Below are 26,561 nucleotides of genomic sequence, written 5' to 3' on the forward strand. Positions count from 1 at the left end.
ACCGTTTGTTTCTTTTTATTGTAGCATATTTTTGCGGGATGTCAAAAATTAAACCGCTGTGCAAAGTTTTTTCCGGGGATTCAGTCGTGCCAGGTCAGCACCGCAAACAGGTTCACCGCACTGGAGCACAGGATCATGATTCCCACCAGCCGCATGACCATGGCGGCGGAGGCCCCCGGCGCAAACAGGGCATACAGGCCCAGCAGCACACAGACGATGCCCACAGCCAGGGGTACCCACCAGGCCCGGTCCCCCCAGGCACGGCGGGCCATGGCGGCCTGGATGTTGCTCATGCCGGTAACCAGCAGAAAGACACAGACGATGGTGCCCACCAGGCTGACCAGCATGCCGGGGCTGAGGATGAAGAAAAAGCCGATGACCGCCGCGCCCACACTGAGGGGCAGCAGCGGGCTGGAGATGAAGGTGGCGCGCTGGAAGGCCAGGGCGTTGACGATGCCGCAGATGCCGGCCAGCAGGATCAGCCAGCCGATAAAGCTGCACAGAGCGGCGGTGGCGTTCCAGGGACGGGCCACCAGGAAAAGACCCAGCACCACCCCGGCCACAGGCATGACCAGACGGTCCCATTGCAGATGTTTCATGGCAGATTGCCTCCTTTGATTTTCCCGGCAGAGGCCGGGATCGTTTCCGGTCCGGCAGGATCAGGAATCGCTGTCCCGGCGGCGCAGGCGGGGTGCCCCACCGGGGGCGGGGTCCACATCCAGCCCCAGCAGGTCGGCGGCCTCGGTGGGTTCCAGCTGCTGCACCGATTCCAGCTTGCGGGTGATGGCCCGGCTGCGGGTGCCGATGAGTTCTTCCAGATCGCTGCCGGTCTGGTTCAGGTGCCGCTGCATGGCCTGCAGACCGGTACCGAACTTTTCAAATTCAGTCTTGACCGCTGCCAGCACCTGCCATACCTCGCCGGAGCGTTTCTGGATGGCCAGGGTGCGGAATCCCATCTGCAGGGCGTTGAGCAGGGCCGCCATGGTGGAGGGGCCCGCCACGCTGATCTGGAATTCCCGCTGCAAGGTCTCGGTCATGCCGGAGGAGACCACCTCCGCATACAGCCCCTCAAAGGGCAGGAAGAGGACGCCGAAAGCGGTGGTGTAGGGCACCTCGATGTACTTGTCGTGGATGTCCTTGGCTTCCTGGCGCAGCACCGTGTCCAGCTGCCTGCGGGCAGCGGCCACGGCGGCGGCATCCCCGGAATCCCGGGCCTGCACCAGCTTGGCGTAGCTGTCCCCGGGGAACTTGGCGTCGATGGGCATCCAGACGGTGCCCCCCTGCCCCGGCAGCTTCACCGCGAATTCCACCCGGTTGGCGCTGCCCGGAACGGTGGCCACATTTTCCGCATACTGACCGGGCGCCAAAATCTCCTGCAGGATGGCCCCCAGCTGCACTTCGCCCAGCATGCCCCGGGTCTTGACGCCGGACAGGACCCGTTTCAGGCCGCCCACGTCGGCGGCCAGGGTCTGCATCTCGCCCAGGCCTTTGTACACCTGTTCCAGCTGGGCGCTGACGGTGCGGAAGGATTCGGAGATCCGCTTCTGCAGGGTGTCCTGCAGCTTCTCGTCCACCGTGCCCCGGATCTCATCCAGCTTGCGGTTGTTGTCCGCCCGGATGGTGTTCAGCCCCTGGACCAGGGCCCCCCGCATGCCGTCCAGACGGGCGGCGTTGGAGTCTTCCAGGCCTTTGAGCCGGTTTTCCAGCAGGGCCAGCTGGGCGGCGGTGGCATCGCCGGCGGCTTTCTGGCGGGCAGCCCCCGCCTTGTCGATGGCTTCCAGCCGCGCGGTGGCAGCGGCACTGCTCTGGCGCTGGCTTTCGGCCAGAATGGTGCCCAGATCCCGCACCGATGCCTGGGTGGAGCGGGCGGTCTCGGCCTGGGTGGCGCGCAGCTGGTCGGCCAGCAGGTCGGTCTCGGATTCGATGACCTTTTGCAGGGTACGGGCCAGCTGCCCGTCATCCCCCTCCTCCCGGCTGCGGCGCAGGGTCAGCACCAGTACGGCGGCCAGCAGGACGTCCCCCACCAGGGCCAGCACCAGCAGCAGATAAATCAGCGGTTCCATATGTGTTCTATCTCCTCTTGTTTGATGGGTTCAGTATACCACAGGGAGCCGCCCGTTACAACCATTTGTTGTTCTTTCACAAAAAAATCAGCGCAGCCCCAGCCAGAAAATCACCGCAAAGCCCATGGCAATGAACAGGGCGCCCAGCAACTCCGCTTCCAGGCTGCGGCGCTCCACCACTTCGGGGGTGGCGGGGTTGTACCAGATCTCCACCACCGTGCCCACGCTGTTGGGGCGGTCAGCCCAGAAGGAGTCATTGGTGGGGGCCACATGGCGGATGCCGTCGGGGGAGGTGAACTCCACCACATAGCAGTATCCCCCGCCCCGTTTGCGGCGGGAGGAGCCCACCCGGCGGCATTCCAGCACCCGGGCGGGCAGGCACATACCGCCGCGGACCACCCGGTATTTTTCCCACAGGCAGGCAGCGCCCAGCACGATGAACACCGCACCCAGCACACAGTACACAAAATTCAGGATCGTCATGGCAGGCACCTCCGGGTCAGGTCAGGGAAAAGCTGCCTTCCAGCGCCAGATACTGGTCGAACAGCAGGCGGCTCACGCGTGCGCCGTACAAAAAGGCGGGATGGTCGTTCACTTCCAGCTTGTTGGCAAAATCCTTGCACATGAGCACCACCACATAGTCGCCGTAGGGGGTGTGGACCAGGCCGCCGTCATTGCGGCAGGCGTCCATGCTGCCGCTCTTGCTGGCGGTGTAGATCAGGTCCGGATCGGCACCGGATTCCTCGGCGTCGGTGTAGTAGGGGGGCAGGTTGCCGGTGAGCATGGCGTTGTAGTGCTGCTGGCGCAGGATGGCGCGCATGGCCGCACTGGCAGCGGGGCTGACCAGCTCGCCCCTGGCCAGCAGGGCAAAGAAACGGCCCATGTCCCGGGGGGTGATGGTGCCCAGAGGCTCCCCCCAGTTGTCCGAGGCCAGACGGCGGTGGAGGGTGGTGGCCCCGCAGCCGATGGAACGGATGAAAGCGTTGATGGTGTCCAGACCCAGGTAGTCGATGAGCATGTTGGTGGCGATGTTGTCGCTGCAGATGATCATGAGGGTGGCCACATCACCGGCCCGCAGCTTGGCCCCGGGGCCTAAGGAGCGGATCATGCCGGAGCCGTCCACAAAGTGCCGGTCCTCATAGGTCAGCACCTCGTCCAGGCTGGCCTTGCCCTGCTCCGCCCGGTCATACAGGCAGCCCAGCACAAAGATCTTGATGGTGGAGGCGGATTCAAAGGGTTCGTCGGCGCCGCGCTCCACCACATGGCCGCGCAGGTCGTCGGCGTAAACGCACATGGTGGCATCCAGGCCGCAGAGTTCGGCGTCGATGCGTTTTTCCAGAGTGAGGGATGGATGAGGCATGGGGATTCTCCTTCATATAAAGCTCAGAGGTTTTCGGCAAAGAAGCGGGCGGCGTTGTTCCAGAAGATCTTTTCCACCTGGGTCTCGGTGAGGCCCGCCCTGCACAGGCCTTCGGCCAGACGGGGCATGTCCTGGGCGCCGGCGATCTCCAATTCGCCGCCGATGCCGTCGAAATCACTGCCCAGGGCCAGACAGTCCTCCCCCGCCAGGTTCATGATGTATTTTGCGTGGCGGGCCATGTCGGTGACCCGGCTTTTCAGATTATGGCGTTCCGGGCTGTCGTCCAGGAAGGCCGGACAGAAGTTCAGCCCGATGAGGCAGCTCTTCTCTCCCATGGCTTTCAGCAGGTCGTCGGGCAGGTTGCGCACATGGGGGCAGCAGGCCCGGGCGTTGGAGTGGCTGGCCACGAAAGGCCGGGTGCTGTGCTGCAGCACGTCCCGGATGCCCGCGTCGGACAGATGGGCCACGTCCACCAGCATGTGGAGCCGCTCCATTTCCCGCACGAATTCCACGCCCCGGTCGGTCAGGCCGCCGGTGGTGTTGGGGGCCACCGGCCAGGTGTCCTCGTTGTAATCAGGGCCCACGTTGGGTTCGGCCAGCTCGTTCTTGTGGTTCCAGGTCAGGGTCATCATCCGCACGCCCAGGCGGTAGAAGTCCCGCAGGATGGCCGGGTCCCCGTGGCAGGTGCCGCCCTCCTCCACCGTGAGCATGGCGCCGATACGGCTTTCTTTGGCCAGATTCTGTACGTCCTCCCCGGTGCGCACCCAGACCAGATCATCGGGGTACTGGGCCAGCAGAGTGTGGAAGATGTCCATCTCCTGCAGGGCGGTGTGCATGGGGTCTTCGGGAGCGCCCAGGTCCACAAAGCAGGCAAAGCACTGCAGCCCGTAGCCGGACTGTTTCAGCCGCTGCAGGTCGATCATCAGGTCGTTGTGGGCAAAGCTCTTGGGGGCGCCGCTGAGCTGGGCATGGCGCAGTTCGGACAGGGTATCGCAGTGCAGGTCCCAGACTTTCACGGCTTACACCTCCTCAAACCCGGGCACACCGGTGATGCCGATGCCCGGGGTCTCGTTCATCACAATGCGGGCGCCCTCGTACACCGGGCCGCCGGTGTAGGGGTCCACGCTGCACAGGCTGGGGCCGTCCAGGTCCACGCAGGTGATGACCGACCGGGCCGCCGCCAGATGGGCCGCCGCCGACACCGCCAGCTTGCTTTCCAGCATGCAGCCCATCATGCACTGCACGCCATAGACCTCCGCCGCGGCACAGATCTTCTGGGCCTGCCAGATGCCGCCGGTCTTCATCAGTTTGATGTTGATCATGTCGGCGGCATGGCGCTGGAGCACGTTCAGGGCATCCTCCGGGGAGAAGACGCACTCATCCGCCAGGATGGGGGTGGTCACCCGGTTGGTGATGTATTCCAGGCCGTCGATGTCATGGGCAGGCACCGGCTGTTCCACCAGTTCCGGGTTGACCCCGGCATCCTCCAGGGCGGTGATGATCCGCACCGCCTGCTTGGCGGTCCAGCCCTGGTTGGCGTCCACCCGCAGGGCCACATCGGGGCCCACGGCCTCCCGGATGGCTTTGAGCCGGGGGATGTCGGCCAGACCTTCCTTGCCTACCTTGACCTTGAGCACACGGAAGCCCTCGGCCACCGCAGACTTGGCATCCGCCACCATTTCCGGCACCGGATTCACCGAGATGGTCAGGTCAGTTTCCAGGGTGTTGCGGGCACCGCCCAGCACTTTATACAAAGGCTTGCCGCAGCTTTTGGCAAAAAGGTCATAGATGGCCATGTCCACAGCGGCCTTGGCGCTGGTGTTGTGCACCATGCAGCGTTCCAGCCTGGTCATGACCGTGTCCAGGTCTTCCACCTCCATGCCGGTCAGGGCCGGGGCGATGAACTCCTCCACGGCGGTGTGCAGGGACCCCAGGGTCTCGCCGGTGATGACGGCGGTGGGCGGCGCTTCGCCGTAGCCCACAGCGCCGGTGTCGGTCTCGACCCGGACCAGGAGATCGTGCACGCTGTCCACCGTGCGCAGGGCCGTCTTGAAGGGGGTGCGCAGGGGGATCTGACATTCGGTGGTGGTGATGTTGGTGATTTTCATAAAGATGCACCTGCTTTTTATGGTAAAATGACGGGCCGCAATCAGCCCAACAGATCGGCAAATTCGGAGAGGGCATGGCAGACGGTGCCGTCGTATCCCACCATGGGCACAGCGGCGGCCAGGGCGTTGAGCACCGATTCCTCGGCGGCTTCGGCGGCGGCCAGGAAGAGGGGATCCAGCTTGTCCTCATTGAAAACGGCACGGGTGGCGATCTCGGCGGCATCCCCCCGGTGGATATCGTGGGCGGTGGTGAAGCCGATGGTGATATCCCCGCTGCCGTGGCCCCAGTAGCTGCCCACCCGGGCCAGACCGGCGGCACACCGGCGGCAGACCCGGCCCAGCTGACGGCTGGACAGGGGCAGGTCGGTGGCCAGGACCAGAATGCAGCTGCCCTTGTCTTCCGGGCGGGGTTCGCCCTGGATGCGGCGGCGGATCTCCGCACCCACATGGCGGCCCAGGATGTTCAGCTCCGAAAGCTGGCCGTGGTTGCACAGGGCCAGCACCCCGATGCAGAAATCCCGTCCGGCCACCTTGACCATCCGGCTGGCGGACCCGATGCCGCCCTTGAGTTCGTGGCAGATCATGCCGGTACCGGCCCCCACACAGCCCTGCGCAAAGTCCGGGGAGGCGGTCTCGATGGCGTGGAACACCTCCCGCCGGCCGATGACCCGGTCGGTGATGTCGCTGAGGGTGCCGTCGTTGCACTCCCCCACCACCGGGTTGAAACTGCGCAGCTTGCCGCCTGTTTCGGCACAGGCATCGGCGGTGTACTGCACCAGGGCGTCGTACACCAACCCCACGTTCAGGGTGTTGGTCAGGGCGATGGGGCTTTCCAGCTGGCCCAGTTCCTGGATCTGGACCAGGCCGGCGGTCTTGCCGAAGCCGTTGATCACATGGGCGGCGGCGGTGCAGCGGTGGGTATATACGTCCTGCCGGGGCAGAATGACGGTGACACCGGTGTGATGGCTGCCGGCATCGACGGTGGTATGGCCCACCCGCACCCCGGGCACATCGGTGATGGCGTTGCGGGGTCCGGCAGGCAGATGCCCGGGTACCAGACCGTAATCGCGGATGGTGGGCATGGATGCACTTCCTTTCCAAAAAGGGATATGATACAATGTAAAAAGGAAAAAATCACAAGTCCCGGCCCCGCCGGGCGGGGAGGAACCCATGACCGAAATCTTGCTGAACGTGCCTCAGGTATTGCAGAACCCGGAACTGCCCAACGGGTGTGAGATCACCAGCTGCTGCGAAGTGCTGCGCTATCTGGGCTTTGAGGCGGACAAGTGCGACCTGGCCGACCACTACCTGCCCCGCAGTGAGCGCTGGTACGGCGCCGACCCGGACGAAGTGTACATGGGGGACCCACACAAGGATGACGGCACCCCCGAGGAGGGCTATTACTGCTTTGCAGGGCCCATTGTGGAAGCAGCCAACACCTATCTGGCCCGCCACGGCGGCGGGTACACCGCCCACGACCTGACCGGGGCGGAGGAAGCCGACCTGGTGGCGCAGCTGCAGAAGGGGCGGCCGGTGATCTTCTGGGCATCGCTGCATTTTGATGACATCGGCTTTGCGGATGTGGCCCCCTATCCCCTGCCCAAAGGCGGCGTGCACCGGGTATTCCACACCCTGCACTGCATGGTGCTGTGCGGGGCCACCGACACCCATTTCACGGTAGCGGACCCCCTGGATTTCAATCGCACCGTGCCCCGGGACCGCTTTATGCGGGTATACCGCCAGCTGGGCTCCCGGGCCGTGGTCTTTGTCCGCCAGGGCGAAGCGCTGTAAGACCGGAAACATGATATAATAATACCCCGCCCGCCGTAAAACTGCAAGGTTTTTGCGGCGGGCGGGGTATTGTTGTCAGAGAGGGATCACAGGGGCAGGAACTGCAGCACAATGCCGCAGACCGAACCGCCGGCCCACAGCAGGCCGGTCATGAACAGGTTCTGCTTCCAGCTGGGGTTGACCCGCCAGAGCACAGCCAGACCGATGCCCGCTCCGGCGCACAGGCCTGCGAACAGGCTGCCGAAGCTGATGGCCCCCTGGGCGTACAGCTGGGCCAGCAGCACGCTGGCCGCACAGTTGGGCACCAGACCCACCAGGGCGGCGGCCATGGGCTGGAAGATGCCCATGCCGGTGAGGAAGGCGGTGATGGTGTCCTCCCCGATGAGTTCAAAGGCGAAGCCGATCAGGAAGCTGAACAGCAGGATGAAGAGGAAGATCTCCACCGTATGGCGCAGGGCGGCCAGTAAAACGCCGCTGTGTTCCTCGTGCTCCTCGTGGCAGTCGATTTCGTCGGCATGGCCGGCGTAGCCGCCGTACAGGCCGGCGGGCAGGATCCTGCGCAGGGGAACATCCAGCAGGAAACCGCCCGCCACGCCGGCCACCACCTTGCCGATGAGCAGCAGGGGCAGGGTGCCCCACAGGCTGGGCTCGGCGGCCAGCAGGGGCACGGCCTCGTCACTGGTGGCCACAAAGACGGCCAGCAAGGCGCCGGGGGTGATGACCCGGCTGGCGTACAGGTTGGCCGCCAGCGCGGAGAACCCGCACTGGGGCACGCAGCCCAGCACAGCGCCCGGTACAAAGCCCCAGCGGCCGCCGCCGGCCAGGGCGTTTTCGATGCGTTCGCCGTGGTGGCGTTCCAGCCATTCGATGAGCAGATACGCCAGGAACAGGAAGGGCAGCATTTTGAGGCTGTCCTCAAAAGCATGTTCGATGGTGTGCAGAATGATGTGTTCCATGTGATTTCCTTTATGGTTGCGGGGTAAAATGCGGAAAGAGTGGAAAACGGCGGTGAACGTGGCCGCCGTGACGGCATGGGAAGTCCCGGCATACCGGGCACAAAAAGCCAGGGGCGTGTTCAGCGTCCCTGGTCAGGAGAAGCGGGTTCAGTCCTCGGCCTCAAACCGGCGCAGCAGCCGCACCGCCGCCCGGACCTTGTCCGCCGGGATGCGGGTGCGGAAGCGCTCCATACTGCGGGAGGAAAAGGGCACCGTGTCGGTGAAGGCGTCGAACCCCAGGAAATATTGCAGATAGGGGCTTTCCCGGATCAGGGCCACCGTCTCCCGGTCGGACACGCCGCAGGCGGCCCGGACGATCAGGCAGCCGTAGGCCACCCGGGCGGGGACGGCCACCTTGCCCACATGGCCGAAATGACCGCTGTATTCTTTTTCAAAAGCATCCCAGTCGATGGCATCGGCCAGACGCACCCAGCGGTTGCGCTCGGCCAGTTCCCCATGATAGGGCGGCAGATAATCATAAATGCTCATCTGCTGTTCGCTTGTGCGGTACAAAGACCACGCCCCCTTTGATTTAGTAACGTTGCAGCATCGGGAAAATCAGAGCCAGCACGGCCCAGGCTGCCTGGTACAGGACCAGTGCGGGCAGCGGCAGGGCCGCAATGCCCCCCGCCAGCACCATGATCACAGCCAGCACGCAGGACAGCAGCACCGACATGGACAGGATGGTGGCGGCTTTGCGCTCGCCTTCGGCGGCGCCGGCAGCGGCTTCCAGGCCGCCCACATAACTCACGAAGCTGCCCAGATGCAGCATGTTGCCTTCGCTTTCGGGCAGCCATGCAATGGCCGGTTCCAGAGCCTTGCGCGCCGTGCCGTCCAGCACCCGCACCGTGCCGGTGGGCAGGGTGTAGGCGGCTTCCAGCAGGGCTTCATCACAGTTGAAGTCGTCACAGTCCACGATCAGGGACATGCCGCTGCGGCGCAGGCCGTCCAGCACGGCGGCGGTATCCCGTTCCGCCTGGTAGACCACCTGGAACATGCTGTACAGTTTGCCGGACACGGCCAGATAAATGACCCGGCGCTGGTTGACGGTATGGCGCTGCTCATATTCCAGGCTGGGCACCGCCACATCGAATTTTTCCATCAGACGGCGGTTGCCGGCCAGCACACGTTCGCCCTTGATCCAGCCCACATACCCCATGCCGTAGATGGTCTCGAAGTCGTCCACCTTGTCCAGCAGCTTGCGGTTGTCCCCGATCATGCCCAGGAAAACGTCCCGCAGGGTGGGAGCGCCCTGGGCCATCATGGAGGCCGCATAGATAATGGCCAGATCGATGGTCTCCTTATTCACCGGCTTGATGCCGCAGAGCTTGACGCAGCCCCGGGGGAACAGATCCTGGGTGGAGACCTGGATCACATTGATGCGGCCCAGCTGACGGATATCCCGCCAGCCGGGGATGACCGCGCCCACCTGGGCGGCGCTGCGCTGCATCAGCCGCGCAGGCAGGGCGCTGAGCAGCGTACCTGCCAGGGGTGCCCCCAGGCAGAGCACCGCGGCCATGGCGGTGAAGGCCAGACCGGCGTCCTTGCGGTAGAGCAGCGTAAACAGCAGGGCCGCCACAGCCACGCCGGCCACCAGACGGCCCAGCTGCTGCTGGTTCTTGTCGGATGTGCGGTGGGAACTGCTGGAGGAGAGGAAATCCTTCATCAGCAGGGTGGGACGACTGACCAGCACGCTGGGACGGGGCTGGTCCAGCCCCCGGGTGACGGCCCGCAGGATCCCGGTGTCTTTCAGGCGGTAGGCCACCGCGTGGTCCACCTTGGCGCTGACCAGCTGGAAATTTTCCCGGGTGGTGAGGGCGTCCAGCCGCTTGCCGATGGCATTGAAGCAGAGCACCAGCGCCGCGGGTCCGGCCAGCAGGCAGAGTTTTTCGGGATTATACCATTCCGGCTGGATGAGGAACGCCGCCAGCTGCACCACCGCACCGAAGGCCGCCAGCGCGGACAGGGTATCGGCAGTGGGGCCCTTGAACAGACCCTTGAGTCCATCCAGCATGGTATGCCAGTTCAGCGCGCAGCAGAACAGCAGCAGTACCAGCAGGGTGGCCAGCAGCGGCGTGGCCCCGGTCAGGGGGTCCAGCGGCGCGGGCATGGGCAGACCGCCCCCTGCCGCGACGCCCAGGTAGAGCATCACCACCGCGGCAATGCCCGACACGATGGCGGCGACGGTCAGCAGCAGGATCTGGTTGTTCAGGTCCCGGCGCACCGCCGGCGCATCTTCCACATGTTCGTATTCCCGATGGCGGGAAGGTGCGGCCGCTTCCTCCTCAAAAGGCGCTTCGCCTTTTTCCCCGTCGCCGGTTTCATCATCCGGCTTGCCGGTCAGGCGGATGCCCGCCTTGGTACGGTGGGCGGTGGGTTCGTCGATCTCGGAGGTGTCGGTGAGGATGCCGGCGGCCTGGGCAAAGCGGTCTTCCGGCTCGGCCTCCTGGTCCTCGTCGTTGATGGACTGCTCAATGCCCTTCACAAAGGCACCGGTGTCCGGACGGGGGCGGGGCTGAGCGTCCAGCTGGGCCATGAAGTCCGCCGTGTCGGGGCTGACTTCGTGGGTGCCCGCGTGGGCCAGATCCGCCTCGAAGGCAGAGGTATCCTCCTCTGTACGGCCGGCCGCGATGTCGGCCAGACGCACCTCTCCGGTCATGGAGACGGCATCATCCCGGGAGATCTCCTCAAAGGTATCTTCCCGGGCAGGCTGTTCCGTCCGTCCGCCCGGCGGGGCGGGAGTGTCCTGCCGGGGCTGGGTGCGCTGCCCGGAAGGCAGGTCCGCCCGGTCCTCCCCGCCGCGGGCCGGAGTGACCGGCGCGGAAGGCTGGGGCCGCGGCGTCTGCCGGGCGACCCGGGAAGCCAGTTTGGCCGCGGATTCCGAGGCCGCTTCCAGGTCTTTGAGGAAGTCCTTGGTGTCCTCCGCCTCTTCCTCCTGGGTCAGCGAAACATTGAAGGATGCGGTGCCGGATGTAACGTCGGCGGTGGAGGTCATGACCGGCTCCCCCACCGGTTCCCCGCGGGATTTCTCCCCCGGGTCGGGTTCGGGGCTGCGGGCCAGCTTCTGGCCCGGGGTGAACTCGATGGTATTGCGCTTCTTGCGGTAGATGGTCCCGGTGGCGCCGGAGGCGGCATTGCCCCGCAGCACGTCCCGGATATTGTTGAAGGTGATGCTCACCGTGTTGCCGCCCAGTCCCCCATGGCGGGTCCCGCCGGGGATGCCGCCGGTGTGCTGGGAGTGGTAAACGGTCTTTTTGTCCGCCGGCGGCTCGGGCTGCGGCTCCGGCTCCGGTTCTGGCTGCGGTTCCGGGGCGGGGGTCTCCGCCTCCGGCATGACGGCTTCCCCGTCATCAAAGGCGTCGGCGTCCTCCGCGTAAGTCTGTTCCGGCTGTGGTTCCGGCTGGACATAGGTATCCTCTTCCGGTTCCGGCTCGGGTTCTTCCCGGCGGCCGCCCAGGGAGATATTGATGGGCACGAACTGCCCGGAATCCTCCGCACGGCCCAGGCCGAACAGGCCCCGCTTGCGATGGGTGGAAGGGTCTTTCAGTTTGCCGTCCGCACCGGGGACAACCGCAGCCGTCTTTCCGAAGAACTGCTGGAACTGTTCCTTGCCCTCATTCAGGGCATGGGTGTTGGCATGGTCGGCGCCGGGGGCCATCTTGAGAAGGAAATTCTTGATGACGCTGGTGCTGGTGGTATCGGTGACCGTGCCGGTCCTGCCCCGGCCGGTCCCTGCAGCGGGTTTCGGCTCCGGGTCCGGGTTGGCGGGCACCGTCCGCGCAGGCTGCTCGGTGCGGCCGGCGGGGCTTGTGCGGTCCCGGCCGGCATCCGGCTGTCCGGAAGGCTGTTCCGGTTGGGGTGCCGGCGCCGTGCGGGCCGACTGCTCCGGCTGCGGCACGGTGCGGACCGGCTGTTCCGGCTGCGGCGCCGTGCGGGCCGACGGCTGCCGGCGCGCGGGGGCTGCGGGACGGACGGGCTGCTGGGCGGGCGCCGTGGACACCGGCTTGGACGGCGCGGTGCGCGGGGATTTTTTCTTCAGCAGTTTCATGCTGGGCAGGTCCCCCAGCAGGTCATCCAGCACCGTGGTGGAAAAACGGTCTTCCGCCACACCGCCGCTGATCTCCACCTGGGGCAGATCTTCCGCACCGATGGGGCCCAGCGAATCCTGGGAAGATCCGGGCGCAGCGGTATCGATGCCCACGCTTTTCAGGATCTCATCGACCTTTCTTTCATTGACACTGTCCCGCACACCATCCCTGGCCTGCTGATGGCTCAGTTCCTGCAGAATCTGTTCCACCGAATCGTTGGTGCGTTTGCTTGGCATATCCTTCTCCCCTTTTTCCCTGCCCGCAGCGCGGGCGACGGCACCGGCGTCCGGTGCTCAGTGCCCGCGGCGGCACTGCATGATGTGATACAAAAGGATTCCGGCGGCTACCGAAACGTTGTAGCTGTCCACGCCGCAGTCCCCTGCGGCCATATCCAATGTGACGACACCGTCACACAATTTTCGAGTCAGCGCCGAAGGACCGCTGCCTTCGCTGCCCATGACCAGGGCCACCGATCCGGTAAGGTCGGTGCGGGCGGGGGATTCGCCCCCCAGATCGGCGCAGTAGACAAAAACGCCCCGCTCCTTCAGGGTGCGGATGGCCTGGGCCAGATTGGGCACCCGGGCCACCGGAATGCGGGCGGCTGCCCCGGCACTGGCCTTCATCACCGTACCGGTCACGCCCACCCCGCCGCGGCGGGGAATGACCACCCCGTGGGCCCCGCACAGCAGGGCCGAGCGCAGGATGGCGCCCAGGTTGTGGGGATCCTCAATGCCGTCGCACAGGACCAGGAAGGGCGGTTCGCCCTTGGCGGCTGCGGCATCCAGAAGGTCTTCCAGCTCCGCATACTGGATGCGGGCGGCCCAGGCCGCGATGCCCTGATGATCGGGGGTGCCGCAGAGCTTCTGCAGCTTGCCCGAGGGCACCCGCTTGATGACGGCCCCCGCCTGTTTTCCCAAGGCGGTGAAATAGGACACGGTCCGCGGGTCCAGGCTGTCCGCCAGCAGCAGGGTATCCACCCCGGTGCCGGCGCGCAGCAGTTCGGTGACGGGATTTTTGCCCCAGACGAGGGTGTCGGGGGTATCGGACGGGTTGACCCGGCTGTCCGGGCGTTCCGGTTTGTTCATTCTGGTTCCTCCGGCGGGGCGGCATGGCCGCCCCCGTGAAATTCTGTGCCGCCGGTCCCCGGACCAGGCGACAATTATACGGATTATAGTATACCACAAACCGGAAGCCTTTGTCACCTGCAAACCCGCGTCAAAAGTGCAGATTTTTTGCTTTTTCGCCAGGGAGGTTTTGCGCTGCGCCGCGCTTTATACAAACCGTAATTCCACAACGGCCGGAGTTCATTGTTGAAAACCCTGTTGAAAGTGTGGAAAACCCGCCCACCATGCGATTTTTCCACCAAATGGAAGGATGTTTTCCACAGCCTGTTGAAAATTTTTCCACATAACAGTTCGGATAAACCCTCGTGTCAAGTTGGCAAAGTTCTGATTTTCCTGCCAAAACCCTCCGAAATTCCCACAAAATGCCCAAGGATTTCCAGGCTCCGGGTTTTCCACATCCATCGGGGTGAAAAGTTCATCCCGGCCCCTGCATGCCCGCACAACCCCGGAGCACCGCCTTTTTTTCCCGCCGTGCCGCCGCGTCCGCACACCGGGAACGGTTGCCCGCCGCCCATGGTCAAATCATCTGAAATCATCTGTACATCGTCAAAATAGTCCTGTCTGGAAGAAGCAAAATATTTTTGTTGCTTTTTTGTCAATGTCAGGCTATAATGAAGCTATACCCTGGTGACGCGCGGGGCGCACGGCCCCACGCGGATTTTTCCTGCAACGGAAACAGAAGAACATTGGGAGGTATCTTCACTATGCTGGTAAACGCAACCAATATGCTGCTGAAAGCACGCGATGGCCATTACGCCGTCGGTCAGTTCAACATCAACAACCTGGAATGGACCAAGAGCATCCTGCTGACCGCGCAGGAGATGAACAGCCCCGTCATCCTCGGTGTTTCCGAGGGCGCCGGCAAGTATATGACCGGTTTCAAGACCGTGGCCGCCATGGTCCGCGCCATGGATGAGAGCCTGGGCATCACCGTTCCCGTGGCCCTGCATCTGGACCACGGCACCTACGAGGGCGCCAAGGCCTGCGTGGCCGCCGGCTTCACCTCCATCATGTTCGACGGCAGCCATTATCCCATCGATGAGAACGTTGCCAAGACCACCGAGCTGGTGGCTCTGGCCCATGACCACGGCCTGTCCATCGAGGCTGAGGTCGGCTCCATCGGCGGCGAGGAAGACGGCGTCATCGGCGCCGGCGAAGTGGCCGATCCCGCTGAGTGCGCCAAGATCGCTGCCCTGGGCATCGACTTCCTGGCTGCCGGCATCGGCAACATCCACGGCAAGTATCCCGCCAACTGGAAGGGCCTGGACTTTGAGGCTCTGGACAAGATCCATCAGGCCACCGACAACATTCCTCTGGTCCTGCACGGCGGCACGGGCATCCCGGCTGATATGATCCGCAAGGCCATCACCCTGGGCGTTTCCAAGATCAACGTCAACACCGAATGCCAGCTGAGCTTCGCCGATGCCACCCGCAAGTACATCGAAGCGGGCAAGGATCTGCAGGGCAAGGGCTTTGACCCCCGCAAGCTGCTGGCTCCCGGCGCCGAGGCCATCAAGGCCACCGTGCGCGAGAAGATCGAGCTGTTCGGCTCTGCCAACAAGGCCTGATTTTTTCCTTTCAAGAAACAGCAGGCGGGTCCGTCCACAGCGGCGGACCCGCTTTTTGATGCAAAAAACCGGAAGGTGGTACACCTTCCGGTTTTTGTTTTTTGGGGAAGAAAATCAGGCCGCGGCCTCGCCTTCCCGTCCGCGCATGCGCAGAAAATACAGGGGGATCTCAAACAGCAGCATGACGATCCAGCCGCCCGCGCAGGCAAAGGCGATGCCGTAAATCCCCATCCGGGGGGCCAGCAGCACGGTGAACACCACCCGCAGGGAGGTCTGGGTCAGGGTACCGGCCAGGGTGATACCCATCCGGCCCATGCCCCGGTAGTATCCCTGGAACCCGTTGGTAAAGGCGGGCAGGATGTAGAACACCGCCATGGCGGCCAGATACCGGCTGCCCAGGGCCGTGACCTGCTCCGCCCCTTCCCCTGACACGAACAGGGAGACAATGGGCGTACGGAAAAGGGCCGTGATACTGCCGATCAGAATCCAGTACCCGAACTCCATGAGCAGTCCGGCCCGGAACCCGGCCCGGATGCGGTCATACCGGCGGGCACCCCGGTTCTGGGCAATGAAGGTGGTGATCCCCTGGGCCACGCTCTGTTCCGGGATACAGGCAAAATCATCCATGCGGGTGACGGCGTTGTACGCGGCCATCACATCCACGCCCAGCAGGTTCACCTGGCCCTGGATCAGCACCTTGCCGATGGGCTGGCAGGCCTGCTGCAGGGCGGTGACGCTGCCATAGCGCATGGTCCGGCCCAACAGCGAGCGGTCGATCCGCCACTCTTCCCGCCGGGGACAGAGTTCCGGCAGACGCCGCACCAGGTACACCGCCGCCAGCAGGGCGCTGACCCCCTGGGCAAAGACAGTGGTGGCCGCCGAACAGGCAATGCCGAAATCCAGCGCCCCGATGAGGACCAGATCCAACATCACATTGAGCACAGAAGAAAAAATCAGGAAGCGCAGGGGCGTTTTGGCATCCCCCACACTCTTGAGGCCGGCGGCCAGCGCGTTGTAGAAGCAGGTGAAGGGCGCCCCCACAAAGGTGATACGCAGGTAGACCACCGTGATGGCAAAGATATCGTCGGGAACCGCCTGCCAGCGCAGGATCTGCGGGGTGAACAGGATGCCCAGCACCGCCACCGCCAGGGAAAAACATGCCCCGGCAAGAAGGGTGGTGGCCAGTTCCCTGCGCAGCTGTTCCCCGTCCCGGGCACCGAAGAATTCACTCATGAGCACCCCGGCGCCGATGGTCACCCCGGAAATGGCCAGGATCACCAGATTCATCACCGGGGCGGCAGCGCCTTCCGCCGCCAGGGCATCCTTGCCGATGAACTGTCCCACAATGATGGAATCCGCCGCGTTGTAGGCCAGCTGGAACCAGTTGCCCAACATCAAGGGCAGTGCATACTGCCACAGATGACGGTACGCACTGCCCCGGGTCATATCATTCATAAACAGACCCCCCTGCCCTGTTTTATTGGCAACGGCGGGCGTCGCGGTCCGCTTCGGTCTCACGCTCAATGTAGATGGGGCGATGTTTTACTTCCAGGTAGGTCTTGGCCAGGTATTCGCCCACGATACCCAGGCAGAACAGCTGCACGCCGCTGCACAGCAGCATGATGCAGACCATGCTGGGCCAGCCGGAGGTGGGATCGCCGAAGACCAGCGCCCGCACCACCACAAAAATGATGCCCACAAAGGCCGCCAGACAGAAAATCACACCGGCGCCCGCCGCAATGACCAGCGGCGCGGTGGAGAAGCCCACGATCCCTTCGATGGAATACTTGAACAGGCCCCAGAAATTCCATTTGGTCTGGCCGGCCACACGCTCGATGTTTTCGTAATCAAACCACTTGGTCTTGAAGCCCACCCAGCTGAAGATGCCCTTGCTGAACCGGTTGTACTCCGCCATGGAGAGCACCGCATCCACCATCTTCCGGCTCATGAGCCGGTAATCCCGGGCGCCGTCCACGATCTCGGTGTCGCTGAGGCGGTTGATGATCTGGTAGAACTTGCGGGCAAACCAGCTGCGCACCGGGGGTTCCCCCTTGCGGGTGGTGCGGCGGGTGGCGGCACAGTCAAAATCCCCGGTGAGCAGGGCGTCCAGCATCTGGGGCAGCAGGGCGGGCGGGTCCTGCAGGTCGGCGTCCAGGGTGGCCACATAGTCCCCTCTGGCCGCCTTCAGGCCCGCATAAATGGCGGATTCCTTGCCGAAGTTGCGGCTGAAGGAGACATACCGCACCCGGGGGTCCCGGTCATGCAGTTCCCGGGCCACACGCAGGGTGCCGTCCCTGGACCCGTCATCCACAAAGATAAATTCAAAATCGGCGCCGTGGCTGGTTTTCATTTCGGCCGCCACGCGGGACGCCTCCTGATAGAACAGCGGCATGGCTTCCTCTTCATTGTAACTGGGCACAACGAGGGAGATCAGCATAGGGGTGAACCACCTTTCGGGCAGAAAACTTTCTCTTATTATACAGCAGTGTGCAGCGCTTCGCAACGGGTCAGAAGCAGACCAGCAGATAGCCGTCCTGCCTGGTGACACCGGCGGGCATCGTTTCGGCCAGGGCGTCCCCCGCCGCCTGCTGTTCGCCGGTGGGACGGGGATACACATGACCCAGCTCCTCCATGAGCAGGTACATCTGTTCATGGCTGCCGAAGGCCGTCTGGGCCCAGTTGATGACCAGGGTCTGGGGGTTTTCGTACCGGTACAGAACCCCCTGGGGCCCATCCAGCGCCGTGGCAATGACCCACGCCGCCGTGTAGGCGGGGCTGCCCGCCGGGATCTCCGCCCGGGCTTCCAGCTCGGGGGAGAGTTCCACCTCTCCCGTAAAGACCACCGGCACAGTGCCCGTCGGGTCCAGAGCCGCCAGATCGGCGGCGGTCTGTTCCAGAAGGGCCTTTTCATACTGCCAGCGGTCCCGGTCAAAGCGCAGGTCATCGGTCAGTGCCCAGGCCTCGGTGCCCAGCAGGGCCACAGCCAGCAGAGAGCACAGGGCGGCCAGGGGCAGGCTGCGGCGGCTGTCCAGGGCTTTGCCCAGCCACAGCCAGACCACAAAGGGCACAAACACCGCAAAGCACTGGCAGGCCCGGGCCATCTGGGAGCCAGTGCCCTGCAAAAGTCCCAGGGAAAACTGGGAGAGCAGCAGGCACAGCGCCCACAGCCGGCGGCCGCGGCGGGGCAAAGCCCACGCCACCAGGGCCAGACAGGCCAGCAGCAGCAGTCCCAACGCCGGCACGGCCAGCGCCTCGGCCCCGTATTTGGTCAGGAATTCCCGCACAGGGATGAGGATAGCATCCCGCACGCTGTCCCGCCGGAACCAGAAGATGGTCTTGGAGGCGCTGCCGTTTTCCCCGCTCACCCCCATCAGGGCACGCAGGGCCGCGGCCATGCCGCTGCGCAGCACCAGGGCGGCAGCCAGGGGCCACAGTCCCCGCAGAGCCATGCCCAGACCGGCCCGCAGGGACCGGGGCGGGGCCACCAGCAGCAACAGGAACACCAGGGTGAGCCAGACCGGGGCGAAGGACTCATACAGTCCCAGGGCAAACATCAGGCAGAGCGCGGCACCCGCCCCGCCGGACAGGCCGCGGCGCCAGCCTGCCGCCATCCCCGGCCAGACCAGGCAGGCCCCCAGCACGCAGAGCAGATACCCCAGCCCCACCCCGCACTGGTTGGAGTACATGAGGATCTCCCCATGATAAGGCCAGAGGAGTAGCCCGCCCGCCAGAAGAAGCGCTCCGGGCAGAGCCGGCTGCCGGCCGGAAGCCGTGTATACCAGGGCCGCCAGCAGCACCCCGGCCAGGAGCAGGCAGAGGGCAAAGAAGAATTCCGGCCAGAATCTCTGGTAGGTCATGATGCCGGTGGCCGCCTGGAGCAGCCAGACGGTGAACCGCCCCTGGCGCAGGAATTCCCCGCCCTGCTGGTAGGTGGCAATGGCCAGATCGTCCATGTCCACGGCGGGCACGGCCATGGCGTAGCCATAGCCCAGAACGGCCAACGCCGCCAGCACCGCCCACAAAAGCGGACGGCGGGCCAGGGCGGCCAGGTTGGACCAAACCGGATTGTGTTGTGTCTGTTTCATCCTTTTATCCTTTGGCCGGAACGGGGGTCCGGGTGTTTTTGCGGCGGTATGCGCCCAGGGCGATCAGGCCCGCCAGGGTCAGCAGACTGACGGCCTCGGCGGCGCGCCAGAACCAGGGTTCGGCATAGGACACCCGGATGGTGCCGCTGTATCCCGCCGGGACATCCACCCGGACCATCTTGCTCTCCGGGTCCTGGGTCACGGTCAGGGCATTGCCCGCCTCATCTCCGGCCTGATAGTAGGGATAGTACAGGATGGGCACGGTGACGGTGCCCCCGTCGGTACTCTGGCAGGTGAAGGTGGCGGTCAGGCCGCTGAGGGAGCTGTCGGTGAGCGTCACCCCGTCGGCCTCGATGGTCCGGGGACCGCCGAAGTCGGTTTTTTCGGTGCCGGCAGGCAGGTACTCCCCTGCCCCGGCGTCACAGGAATCCAGGGCTGCGGCGCTGTAGCAGAACAAGGTCTCGTTGTCGGTGAGGGCGGTCTGCACAAAGCCGCCCCAGCTGAAGAGGGTGAGCACCAGCAGCACCCCCGCCGAAAGATTGCGCAGGTCCGGCCGGTCAGCCAGCAGGCAGAGGGCACAGGCCCCCGCCAGGGCCCAGAACCAGGTGGCCGGACTGAGGAACCGCCAGACATACTGCACCATGGCCACCAGCTTGCCCAGGACCGGGTTCAGGTTGTACAGGTTGTCCCAGGGGAAGATGTCGCTGGCCAGGACCAGACAGATCAGGCCTGCCCACAGTCCGAAGCTGCCCAGGCGCCAGACGGGATTTTTCCGGTCGCCCCGGCCCATGGCGGTGACCAGCACGAAAAGACCCGCCGCCAGCAGCAGGGTCAGGCCCAGGCCGATGGCCATCTCCTCATAAGTACCCTGGTCCAGGCCCAGGTTGTACCGCTCGGCCACGCCGCTGAAGGAAAGGCCCAGCATCTGGCCCAGGAAGGCGGCGGTGTTGTGGGGGCCGGAGCTTTCCTGGGTGGTGATGACCAGATTCCCCCGCATGTAATCGAACAGGGGCAGCAGGAACCACAGGTTGAGCAGGGCGGTGATGCCCACCACCTTGCACAGCGGGAAGAAGGTGTTTCTGCGCAGGGTCCGGCGCAGCAGCACCACACAGCTGCCCAGGGTGAGCATGCCCACGATCTCACAGCTGAGCAGATGGGTCTGGATCAGGCCGGTAAAGCCGATGACCGCCGGCAGCCAGACAAGGGGGGCGGCTTTGGCGCCGTCCGGCTGGGTGAAGATCTTCCACAGCCCGTAAAATACCAGGGGCAGGAAGAGCATGGCGGTGTATTCCCCCACGGCCCCCCGCAGATAGATGTTGATGATGCGGTAGATGGACAGGGTGTACAGCACGCTGCCGAAAAGGGCGGCCCAGTGATTTTTGAGCATCCGGCGCAGGCAGAACCAGCTGACCAGGGCGGTGCCCATATTCACCGCCACCACATACACCTTGTAGGCTCCCTGCACCGTCACCCCGAAGAAGCGCAGCAGCGCCGGGAAGTAGAGGAGCAGTTCCCCGTAAAAGACCGACACCGCATACCCCCGGCCGTCCAGCCAGAAGGGCTGGATGCGCACCGGCAGCTGTCCGGCGGCAATGCCCTGGGCCAGACCTTCGATGCGGTTGAGGTGGAACTGCAGGTCATGCCCGGGGATGAGCCCGCCGGTGAGCAGCGGCAGGGAGGCAATGAGGGCCGCCCCGCCCAGGCCCAGGGCCGTGACCGAAGCCCGGGGTCCGCCGGGGAGCACCAGGCGCCCGGACCAGAGCAGCCAGATCAGGTCCGCCGCTGCGAAAAATACCAGCCGGCAGAGCAGATTGTACCAGGAATAGGCCTGACTGTAGGAAATGACGATGCTTTCCAGGGTAAAGCCGCTGCCGCCGGTGGCGATGCGCAGGGTGGCCTGCTGCTGGTCGCTGGGCACCAGTGCCTGGAAGGTCACCGCCCGCATGCCTTCCCGCAGGGTAACGGTATCGGCCTGGGCGGTGGATTTGTAGAAATAGCAGGTCACATCGTCCCCGCCGCCCAGGTAGGCCACGGTGACGTTGTACATGCCCGGTTCCAGTTCCAGCCAGCGGGTGGCCAGCACTTCCCCCGAAAGCCCCGCCTCCACCTCGGTGCCCTGGGTGGTATGGGTGATGCCGTGGTCCAGCATGTCCCCCATGCTGTCGCTGAGCAGGGTGGTGGTGCCCCGCACCGCCCGGTCCTGCACAAAGCCGCCCACCAGAAAGACCGCTTCGATGAGGATGACCGCCCACACCAGCCAATGGCGCGGCAGCCGCTTCTGCAGGGCCGCGCGCAGGTTTTGCCGCATCAATATACTTCTCTCCTTCAACGGGATATTTGCCATGATATGCGAAAAGAGCCCCCGTGGCTGCGGGGGCTCCGTGTTTTATTTCGCGGCCAGATTGACCAGCTTGCCCTTGACGTAGATCTCCTTGACCAGCGTCTTGCCGGCCAGGGCTTCGGTCACGGCGGGCTCCGCCTTGGCGGCGGCGATGGCATCGGCGGCTTCCACACCGGCGGGAACCTTGATGCGGGCCTTGATCTTGCCGTTGACCTGCACCGCGATCTCGATAGTCTGCTCGGTGCACTTGGCCTCGTCGTACTTGGGCCAGGGGTGGTAGGCCAGACGGTCTTCGTGGCCCATCTGCTCCCACAGTTCCTCGGTCATATGCGGGGCGAAGGGGTTGAGCAGCTGCAGCAGCACCTCGTACTCGGGACGGGTGGCGCCGCCGGCATCGGACAGGGCGTTGACGTAGATCATCAGCTGGGCGATGGCGGTGTTGGCCTTCAGGCTGTCGATGTCCTCGCCCACCTTCTTGATGGTGCGGTGCATCAGGGATTCCAGTTCGGGGCGCACGCCGCCCTCCACCAGCTTGTCCCCCATGGCCCAGATGCGGTCCAGGAAACGCTTGCAGCCCTTGATGGAGGAGGTGTTCCAGGGCGCGGCCTTCTCAAAGTCGCCGATGAACATCTCGTACAGGCGCAGGGTATCGGCGCCGTACTCGTCCACCACGTCGTCAGGGTTGACCACGTTGCCCAGGCTCTTGGACATCTTGACCACCGGGTGTTCGGCCATTTCGCCGTACTGTTCCACCAGGTGTTCCCGGGCAGCCTTCTCGGAGCCGAACTCCGCCACCAGCTTGCGCTGTTCTTCGGCGGGCAGGTTCACAAAGCTGTGGGGGTTGAGACCCAGGATCATGCCGTGGGAGGTGCGCTTGGCGTAGGGTTCCTTGGTGGGGACCACGCCGATATCATACAGGAATTTGTGCCAGAAACGGCTGTACAGCAGGTGCAGGGTGGTGTGCTCCATGCCGCCGTTGTACCAGTCCACCGGGCTCCAGTATTCCAGGGCTTCCTTGCTGGCGATGGCATCCTTGTTGTGGGGATCCATGTAGCGCAGGAAGTACCAGCTGGAACCGGCCCACTGGGGCATGGTATCGGTCTCCCGCTTGGCGGGGCCGCCGCAGCACGGGCAGGTGGTGTTCACCCATTCGGTGTGGCGGGCCAGGGGGCTTTCGCCGTTTTCGCCCGGTTCAAAGTCCTTGATCTCGGGCAGGCGCAGGGGCAGCTCGCTTTCGGGCAGGGGCTGCCAGCCGCACTTTTCGCAGTAGACCATGGGGATGGGTTCGCCCCAGTACCGCTGACGGCTGAAGACCCAGTCGCGGAGCTTGAAGTTGACCTTCTTGCAGCCCTTGCCGTTCTCTTCCAGCCAGGCGTACATCTTGTTCTTGGCATCCTCCACCGACAGGCCGGTGAGGAAACCGGAGTTGACCAGGGTGCCGGTGGCCACGTCGGTGAAGGCACCCTCGTCCAGGTTGGCCGGGGTGGTGCCGCGGACGACCTCCACGATGGGCAGACCGAACTTCCTGGCGAACTCCCAGTCACGGGTATCGTGGGCAGGCACGGCCATGATGGCGCCGGTGCCGTAGGTGGCCAGGACGTAGTCGGAGATAAAGATGGGCACGGTCTGGCCGTTCACCGGGTTGACCGCCTCCACGCCCTGGATGCGCACGCCGGTCTTTTCCTTGTTCAGCTCGGTGCGCTCGAACTCGGACTTGCGGGCGGCTTCCTGCTGGTAGGCGGTGATCTCGTCGGGGTTCTTGATGAGCCCCGCGTCCATCCACTTCTTCAGGTAGGCGTGCTCGGGGGAGACGACCATATAGGTGCAGCCGAACAGGGTGTCGGCGCGGGTGGTGTAGACGGTGAGCACATCACCGGCAGTGGTATCAAAGTTGATCTCGGCACCGTGGCTGCGGCCGATCCAGTTCTTCTGCTGGGTGGAGACGCGCTCGATGAAGTCCAGGCCGTCCAGATCGTCGATGAGGCGGTCGGCATAGGCGGTGATCTTCAGCATCCACTGGCTCTTGACCTTGTGGACCACGGGGCTGCCGCAGCGCTCGCACACGCCGTTGACCACTTCCTCGTTGGCCAGGACCACCTTGCAGCCGGTGCAGTAGTTGACGTTGGTCTCCTTCTTGTAGGCCAGACCCTTCTTGTACAGCTGCAGGAAGATCCACTGGGTCCACTTGTAGTACTCGGGGTCGGTGGTGTTGATCTCACGGTCCCAGTCAAAGGACAGGCCCAGGGCCTGGAGCTGGCTCTTGAAGCGGGCCACGTTCTTGGCGGTGACGATCTCGGGGTTGATGTGGTTCTTCAGGGCATAGTTCTCGGTGGGCAGGCCGAAAGCGTCCCAGCCCATGGGATACAGCACGTTGTACCCGCACTGCCGCTTTTTGCGGGCCACAATATCCAGGGCGGTGTAGCTGCGGGGATGCCCCACATGCAGGCCGGCGGCGGACGGATACGGGAACTCTACCAGCGCATAGAATTTCGGCTTGGAATGGTCGATCTCGGCGTGGAAGGTGTGTTCATCCTGCCACACCTTCTGCCATTTGGCTTCCACAGCTTTGAAGTCGTACTTCACGGTTGATCTCTCCCCACTATTTTACAAAATGGTATTTATTCGGCCGGTTTCATCCATTCGGCGGCGGGCATTTCGGCGGCGTCGGCCCAAAGGTGTTCCAGGTCGTAATAATCATGGGCTTCCTTGGTGAACACATGCACGATGACAGTGCCGTAGTCCAGCAGCACCCAGCGCTTGCCGTCATGGCCTTCGCTGCGCAGAGGATGCACCCCCTGCTGGGACAGAGCAAAGTCCGCCTCGTCCGCCAGGGCGCCCACATGGGTGGTGGAAGTGCCGGTGGCAATGACGAAGTAATCGGTGACGGTGGTCAGGTCCTCGACCTTGAGCACGCGGATGTTCAGCGCCTTTTTGGCGTCCAGGGCGCGGGCCAGTTCGATGGCCAGGGTCTTGCTATCCATAAATCTGTTCTCCTTTTATTTTGCATGCAGGCGCTCAGGCGGCCTGGTCCTCGCTGGAGGAGTCGGCGGAATCGGTGCCTTCCTCTGTGGAGGCAGCGTCCCCTTCAGGAGCTTCGGTCGGGGTGTCGTAGACATACTCGCTGCTGGTATCCACGCCGGATTCCTGCGCAGCGTCGTTGACCTGCTCGTTGATGGCGGCCATGAACTGCACGTTGGGGTCGGAAGCTCCTACGCCGCTGACATCCAGCACGTTGTCCACCACCTGGAGCTCGCTGGCATCCACGGGACCGGTGTTTTCACGGTAATAGGTGTTGAGCAGGTCGGCGGTTTCCTGGCGAGCCACCACGACCACGTCGTTTTTATTGTAGCTGATGCCGCCCATATACACCGGCACCTGGGCCAGCATGATCTTGTCACTGGAAACGCTCATCAGGCTGACCGCCACACTGATCAGGTCGGAGATGCTCAGGCTGGTATCCACCATGCTCAGGTAGAAGGGCAGGTTCTTGGCGATATCCCACGCGGTCATGGAGCGCAGCTTGGCGAACATGGCGGCGTAGAAGTAGCGCTGGGTGTTCAGACGGCCCAGGTCGCTGTTGGCGTAGCTGTGACGGTTGCGCAGCAGGAATTCCGCCGCGGCGCCGTCCAGGTTGCGGTAGCCCTGTTCCAGGGCACTGCCCTTGTAGGACATATCCTGGGGAATATAGCAGTACACACCGCCCAGGATATCCACCAGTTCCACCAGTTTTTCCAGCCGGATGCTCACATAGCCGTCGATGGAGACCTGGAACTCCTTGCTGACCTCCTCGCACAGGGCGTTGAGGTTGTTGTAGCCCTTGGAGCCCTGGGTCTTGGCAATGGCGTTGATCTGGTAGTTGCCGGAATAGCTGGCGTCGGTGGTGACGAAGATGTTGCGGGGGATCTGCAGCATCTTCACTTCGCCGGTCTCATTGTTGAAGTGCATCCACATGATCATGTCGGTCATGCCGTCATTGCTCTGGGAGTCTTCCCCGGAGCCGTCCTCGGTGGAACGGTCGATGCCCACCAGCAGAATGTTGATCTCCTTGCCAGCAAATTCCTTGGGGGTGTTCAGCAGCTGGTTGAAGGTGATGTTGCCGCCGGTTTCGGGGCGCAGGGCGTTCATGATCAGGGCCACGGTGACACCGAAGATGAGCACCAGCACCAGCAGGGTGGACAGCAGGATCTTCCACCAGGTACCCTTTTTCTTTTTCTTGCCGCCCTTTTTGCCGCTGCCGTCATCGCCGCGACCTTTGCGGCCCTTGCCGGGGCCCTTGGGGGGCTGTCCGCCGGCGGAAGCGCCGCCGCTGCGGCGGCCGGAGGCGGAGGAGGCGGAACCGCTGCGGGCGGAACCGGACGTGCTGCGGGAGGATGCCCGGGCCGCCGGCTGTTCGGCCGCGGCGGCCGGCTGGGCGGCCCGGGCGGCCTGACGGGCCTCGAACTCGGCGTCGCCGTCAAAATCATAGGCAGGGCGCTCGCCCTGGGCGGAACGCAGGTCCAGATGCTGCACCTGGGCCCGGGCGCCGGCGGACGCCTGCTTGGCGGCGGCCTGACGGCGCAGGGCCATGGCCTGACGCTGCGCCATGGTCAGGTTTTCTTCTCCGGACTGGGGCTGGGCCGCACGCTGTACCGGCCGCTGGGGCTGAGCCGCAGGCTGGGCCGGCTGGGCGCGGTGAATGGTGCGCTGGGGCTGGGCCTGCTGACGGGGGTCGGCAGGCTGCTGGGCATAGCGGGCCGTGTGCTGCACCGGCTGATGGATGGTGCGCGGGGCCGTCTGCGCGTTCTGTGCCTGACGGGCAGCCTGATACCGCTGCACATCGGCCGGCTGTACCGGCGTAAACTGGCGGCTGCGGCGGCTGCTTTCGGCAGCGGCCATGCGGGCGCGGCGGCGGGCTTCCTCCAGCTGGCTGGAAGAGGCGGCGGCGCCGGAGGTGCGGATGGTGCGCTGTGCGTCGCCGGCATGATACACCGTGCGCTGGGCGTCACCGGTGTTCAGTTTGCGTGGTTCGCTCATGGGCGTCCTCCCTTTTTGGTGGCGG

21 protein-coding genes are annotated in these 26,561 nt (G+C 64.4%); 2 read left to right on the plus strand and 19 right to left on the minus strand.

Features of this window, described 5'->3' with window-relative positions; genetic code table 11:
* Window positions 1-80: 80 nt before the first annotated feature.
* From AC127K_RS03890 to AC127K_RS03920, 7 genes are all read right to left on the minus strand, one after another.
* Window positions 81-599 (minus strand): HdeD family acid-resistance protein, encoded by a 519-nt coding sequence (locus AC127K_RS03890; protein WP_483721657.1) that lies wholly within the window; start codon window positions 597-599, stop codon window positions 81-83.
* A 60-nt stretch (window positions 600-659) separates the two neighbouring features.
* A complete protein-coding gene (locus AC127K_RS03895) occupies window positions 660-2,063 on the minus strand; it encodes a DNA recombination protein RmuC (RefSeq protein WP_483721658.1) in 1,404 nt (467 codons plus the stop codon).
* An 87-nt stretch (window positions 2,064-2,150) separates the two neighbouring features.
* Entirely contained in the window at window positions 2,151-2,546 is a 396-nt protein-coding gene (locus AC127K_RS03900; RefSeq protein ID WP_294539014.1) for a DUF3592 domain-containing protein, read from the minus strand.
* Between the two features lie 16 nt (window positions 2,547-2,562).
* On the minus strand, window positions 2,563-3,423 hold the full coding sequence (locus AC127K_RS03905; protein ID WP_483721659.1) for a serine hydrolase: 861 nt from the start codon (window positions 3,421-3,423) through the stop codon (window positions 2,563-2,565).
* A 23-nt stretch (window positions 3,424-3,446) separates the two neighbouring features.
* Window positions 3,447-4,439 (minus strand): dipeptidase, encoded by a 993-nt coding sequence (locus tag AC127K_RS03910; protein WP_483721660.1) that lies wholly within the window; start codon window positions 4,437-4,439, stop codon window positions 3,447-3,449.
* A gap of 3 nt (window positions 4,440-4,442) precedes the next feature.
* Window positions 4,443-5,531, minus strand: a complete 1,089-nt coding sequence (locus tag AC127K_RS03915; RefSeq protein ID WP_483721661.1) for a dipeptide epimerase — start codon at window positions 5,529-5,531, stop codon at window positions 4,443-4,445.
* A gap of 41 nt (window positions 5,532-5,572) precedes the next feature.
* Window positions 5,573-6,613 (minus strand): DmpA family aminopeptidase, encoded by a 1,041-nt coding sequence (locus AC127K_RS03920; RefSeq protein ID WP_483721662.1) that lies wholly within the window; start codon window positions 6,611-6,613, stop codon window positions 5,573-5,575.
* 88 nt (window positions 6,614-6,701) lie between these two features.
* Here AC127K_RS03920 and AC127K_RS03925 point away from each other — a divergent pair, with 88 nt between their 5' ends.
* Window positions 6,702-7,322 (plus strand): C39 family peptidase, encoded by a 621-nt coding sequence (locus tag AC127K_RS03925; protein ID WP_294538998.1) that lies wholly within the window; start codon window positions 6,702-6,704, stop codon window positions 7,320-7,322.
* 86 nt (window positions 7,323-7,408) lie between these two features.
* Here AC127K_RS03925 and AC127K_RS03930 read toward each other — a convergent pair whose 3' ends face one another.
* From AC127K_RS03930 to AC127K_RS03950, 5 genes are all read right to left on the minus strand, one after another.
* Window positions 7,409-8,278 (minus strand): putative manganese transporter, encoded by an 870-nt coding sequence (locus AC127K_RS03930; protein ID WP_483721663.1) that lies wholly within the window; start codon window positions 8,276-8,278, stop codon window positions 7,409-7,411.
* A gap of 147 nt (window positions 8,279-8,425) precedes the next feature.
* A complete protein-coding gene (locus tag AC127K_RS03935; RefSeq protein WP_294538992.1) occupies window positions 8,426-8,830 on the minus strand; it encodes a transposase in 405 nt (134 codons plus the stop codon).
* A gap of 19 nt (window positions 8,831-8,849) precedes the next feature.
* Window positions 8,850-12,641 carry a hypothetical protein gene (locus tag AC127K_RS03940; RefSeq protein ID WP_483721664.1) on the minus strand — a complete coding sequence of 1,264 codons (3,792 nt, stop codon included), beginning with the start codon at window positions 12,639-12,641 and terminating at the stop codon, window positions 8,850-8,852.
* A gap of 57 nt (window positions 12,642-12,698) precedes the next feature.
* Window positions 12,699-13,490 carry a 23S rRNA (guanosine(2251)-2'-O)-methyltransferase RlmB gene (rlmB, locus tag AC127K_RS03945; RefSeq protein ID WP_483721665.1) on the minus strand — a complete coding sequence of 264 codons (792 nt, stop codon included), beginning with the start codon at window positions 13,488-13,490 and terminating at the stop codon, window positions 12,699-12,701.
* A gap of 219 nt (window positions 13,491-13,709) precedes the next feature.
* A complete protein-coding gene (locus tag AC127K_RS03950) occupies window positions 13,710-13,931 on the minus strand; it encodes a hypothetical protein (protein ID WP_294538984.1) in 222 nt (73 codons plus the stop codon).
* 302 nt (window positions 13,932-14,233) lie between these two features.
* On the opposite strand from AC127K_RS03950, the gene fba reads away from it, so the two are divergent.
* Window positions 14,234-15,097 carry a class II fructose-1,6-bisphosphate aldolase gene (fba, locus tag AC127K_RS03955; protein ID WP_204646767.1) on the plus strand — a complete coding sequence of 288 codons (864 nt, stop codon included), beginning with the start codon at window positions 14,234-14,236 and terminating at the stop codon, window positions 15,095-15,097.
* Between the two features lie 114 nt (window positions 15,098-15,211).
* On the opposite strand, the gene AC127K_RS03960 is transcribed toward fba, so the two are convergent.
* The 7 genes from AC127K_RS03960 to AC127K_RS03990 all read right to left on the minus strand — a co-directional run bounded on the left by AC127K_RS03960 (window position 15,212) and on the right by AC127K_RS03990 (window position 26,536).
* A complete protein-coding gene (locus AC127K_RS03960; RefSeq protein WP_483721666.1) occupies window positions 15,212-16,552 on the minus strand; it encodes an MATE family efflux transporter in 1,341 nt (446 codons plus the stop codon).
* 22 nt (window positions 16,553-16,574) lie between these two features.
* The gene (locus AC127K_RS03965; protein WP_294538978.1) at window positions 16,575-17,534 is read right to left on the minus strand and encodes a glycosyltransferase family 2 protein; all 960 of its coding nucleotides are present in this window, start codon (window positions 17,532-17,534) and stop codon (window positions 16,575-16,577) included.
* A 70-nt stretch (window positions 17,535-17,604) separates the two neighbouring features.
* Window positions 17,605-19,182 (minus strand): glucosyltransferase domain-containing protein, encoded by a 1,578-nt coding sequence (locus AC127K_RS03970; RefSeq protein ID WP_483721667.1) that lies wholly within the window; start codon window positions 19,180-19,182, stop codon window positions 17,605-17,607.
* A gap of 4 nt (window positions 19,183-19,186) precedes the next feature.
* Entirely contained in the window at window positions 19,187-21,493 is a 2,307-nt protein-coding gene (locus AC127K_RS03975; protein ID WP_483721668.1) for a hypothetical protein, read from the minus strand.
* Between the two features lie 75 nt (window positions 21,494-21,568).
* Window positions 21,569-24,106, minus strand: coding sequence for a leucine--tRNA ligase (gene leuS / locus AC127K_RS03980; RefSeq protein WP_483721669.1), 2,538 nt, complete (start codon window positions 24,104-24,106; stop codon window positions 21,569-21,571).
* Between the two features lie 35 nt (window positions 24,107-24,141).
* On the minus strand, window positions 24,142-24,504 hold the full coding sequence (rsfS, locus tag AC127K_RS03985; protein WP_294538967.1) for a ribosome silencing factor: 363 nt from the start codon (window positions 24,502-24,504) through the stop codon (window positions 24,142-24,144).
* 34 nt (window positions 24,505-24,538) lie between these two features.
* Window positions 24,539-26,536 (minus strand): LCP family protein, encoded by a 1,998-nt coding sequence (locus AC127K_RS03990; protein ID WP_483721671.1) that lies wholly within the window; start codon window positions 26,534-26,536, stop codon window positions 24,539-24,541.
* Between the last annotated feature and the right edge of the window lie 25 nt (window positions 26,537-26,561).

It is taken from the genome of Subdoligranulum sp. DSM 23681 (assembly GCF_057005535.1).